The 2,545-nt window shown below is 74.8% G+C and carries 4 protein-coding genes; 2 read left to right on the top strand and 2 right to left on the bottom strand.

Translation table 11 applies throughout. The features are described from left to right. Window positions 1-223: 223 nt before the first annotated feature. Together SSNG_RS01925 and SSNG_RS01930 are read right to left on the bottom strand one after the other, a co-directional pair. Entirely contained in the window at window positions 224-1,216 is a 993-nt protein-coding gene (locus SSNG_RS01925) for a xanthine dehydrogenase family protein subunit M (protein WP_007262099.1), read from the bottom strand. Further along, window positions 1,213-1,704: a 2Fe-2S iron-sulfur cluster-binding protein gene (locus SSNG_RS01930; RefSeq protein ID WP_007262100.1), complete on the bottom strand. Its 492-nt coding sequence runs from the start codon at window positions 1,702-1,704 to the stop codon at window positions 1,213-1,215. Before SSNG_RS01930 ends, SSNG_RS01925 begins: the two co-directional genes overlap by 4 nt. A 155-nt stretch (window positions 1,705-1,859) precedes the next feature. On the opposite strand from SSNG_RS01930, the gene SSNG_RS01935 reads away from it, so the two are divergent. Together SSNG_RS01935 and SSNG_RS41670 are read left to right on the top strand one after the other, a co-directional pair. Beyond that, window positions 1,860-2,063 (top strand): CsbD family protein, encoded by a 204-nt coding sequence (locus SSNG_RS01935; RefSeq protein ID WP_042800392.1) that lies wholly within the window; start codon window positions 1,860-1,862, stop codon window positions 2,061-2,063. Between the two features lie 135 nt (window positions 2,064-2,198). Next, window positions 2,199-2,545, top strand: a 347-nt coding sequence (locus SSNG_RS41670) for a DUF6328 family protein (protein ID WP_128636830.1), incomplete at its 3' end; no start/stop codon positions are given.

Here is a 2,545-nt window from a genome sequence, read left to right on the forward strand (position 1 = left end):
CGCGCACCACCCGGCCGGCGGTTTCGGTGGCGGGCACCGGCCAGGCGTACAGGCAGCCGGGCGGGGTGTGGTCGGCGGCGTAGCGGGCGGCGCCGGTGACCTTCAGCGCGGCTTCCCGCCGGGTGGCGGGCGAGCCGAGCGCGGGGGTGCCTTCCATGGTCCGTCTCCTCCTTCTGTCGCTCCCCGCCCGGTTTCCTGTCGCCACCGGTCCGGTCGGCGGGGTTCAGTCCCGCGCGGGCCCGGCGAGCCCTGCCAGTACGTCGCGGGCGAGGTTACCGGCGAGGAGCACCTTGAAGGCGTTGTCGCGCAGCGGGCGGGCCGCTGCGAGTTCGGCGTCCACGGCAGCGCGGACGGCCTCGGGCGTGGGCCGCTCCCCCAGCAGGCGCTCCTGGGCCACCCGGGCCCGCCAGGGCCGGTGCGCCAGCCCGCCGAAGGCGAGCGCGATCCGGGACACCATGCCGTCCCGGGTCTCCAGGACCGCCGCCACCGAGGCGAGCGCGAAGGCGTACGAGGCCCGGTCGCGGGCCTTGCGGTACGCGGAGGGCGCGCCGAAGGCTCCGGGCGGCAGCAGGACCGCGGTGACGAGTTCGCCGTGCCGCAGGGTCGTGTCCTGTTCCGGGTGTTCCCCGGGCAGTCGCAGGAAGCCGTCGAGCGGCACCGTGCGGATGCCGTCGGCGCCGGTGACCTCCACCTCGGCGTCCAGGGCGCTGAGCGCCACCGCGAGGTCGGAGGGGTGGGTGGCGACGCAGAGCGGGGAGTGGCCGAGCACCGCGTGTTCGCGGTTGACGCCGTCGAGGGCCGCGCAGCCGCTGCCGGGGTCGCGCTTGTTGCAGGGTTTGGACAGGTCCTGGAAGTAGCCGCAGCGGGTCCGCTGGAGCAGGTTGCCGCCGGTCGTCGCGGCGTTGCGCAGCTGTCCCGAGGCGCCCGACAGCAGGGCCTGGGCCAGGACCGGGCAGCGGGCCCCGGCGAGGGGGTGTGCGGCGAGGTCGGTGCCGCGGACTCCGGCGCCGACGCGCACGCCGCCCGAGGTGGTGGCCTCGACCCCGGCGGGAAGCAGCCGGGCGACGTCCACGAGGGTGTCGGGCCGTTCGACGCCGAGCTTCATGAGGTCGACGAGGTTGGTGCCGCCGGCCAGGTAGGCGGAGCCGGGCCGGCCGCCGTGGGCCTCGGCCGCGTCGGCGAGGCTCGCGGGGCGGACGTAGCGGAAGGGCTTCACGTGATCACGTCCCGTACGGCGTCGACGATCCGCGGGTAGGCGCCGCAGCGGCACAGGTTGCCGCTGAGGCGCTCGGCGACGGCCTCGCGGGTCGCCTCCGCGCCCTCCGCCGCGAGTTCTGCGAGCATCCCGAGGGCCGAGCAGAGCTGGCCGGGGGTGCAGAAGCCGCACTGGAGGGCGTCGCGGGCGACGAACGCCTCCTGGAGGGGGTGCGGGCGGCCGTCGTCCCCAATGAGTCCCTCGACGGTGGTGACCTGTGCGCCGTCCTGGGCGACGGCGAGCAGCAGGCAGCTGTTGAGGCGCCGGCCGTCGACGAGGACCGTGCACGCCCCGCACTGGCCGTGGTCGCAGCCCTTCTTGGCCCCGGTGAGGTCCAGCCGCTCGCGCAGCGCGTCGAGCAGGGTCGTGCGGTGGTCCAGGTCGAGCGCGTGCCGTTCGCCGTTGACGTGGAGCGTGACCTGCGAGTGCGTGGCCTCCTGGCCGTCCATGACGAAGCGCCTGCCTCTCCTCGCGGATCCCCCGTCCCTTGGCGTCTAACCGGCCGGGGGTGCGCCGCAACGCGTCGGCGTCCGGTTCCACCCGATCGGGTTCGGACGGCGGAAGCTGGGCAGGCGCAGGTCGAGGCTCTCGAAAGGAGTTCGCGATGGCTGAGAAGGCCAAGGGCAAGATGGAGCAGGCCAAGGGCAAGGCGAAGGAAACCATCGGCAAGGTGTCCGGCAACGACCGGATGAAGGCCGAGGGCAAGGTCGACCAGGCCAAGGGCAAGGCGGAGGAAGCCGCGGGCAAGGCCGACCAGACCGTGCGCGGAGTCGGCGACTCGCTGCGCGGCCGCCGCCACGGCACCTGACCCATCGCGCCCCGTACGACGTGCCCCCCGGCCGGGACCGGCCGGGGGGCACGCGCAACCTCAGGAGGTGTCCCAGGTGGCGGCCATGGACACGATGGACATGGTTCCGGGGGGCCCGGCCCGCGGCGGTGCGCCGTGATCGCCCGGGCCTCGAACGTGGGGGAGCGCCAGGAGACCTGTGACGAGCGCGCCGACCGGCTGTGGCTTGAGCTGATGCACGAGGTGCGCGTCGTCCTGACCGCCGTGCAGCTCCTGCTGGCGTTCCTCCTCGCGGTGGCGTTCACCCCCGCGTTCGGGCACCTGCGGGGCACGGACCGGCTGCTGTACCTGGTGTGCGTGCTGTGCGGTGTCGGCGCCATGACGGCGCTGACGGGGCCGGTGGCGCTGCACCGCCTGGTGACGGGGCTGAGGCTGAAGCCGGAGACGGTCGCCTGGGCGTCCCGGCTCGTCACGGCGGGCATGGCCCTGCTGCTGGCGATGAC

It is taken from the genome of Streptomyces sp. C (genome assembly GCF_000158895.1).
In the GTDB taxonomy this organism is placed as follows: Bacteria; Actinomycetota; Actinomycetes; order Streptomycetales; family Streptomycetaceae; genus Streptomyces; species Streptomyces racemochromogenes.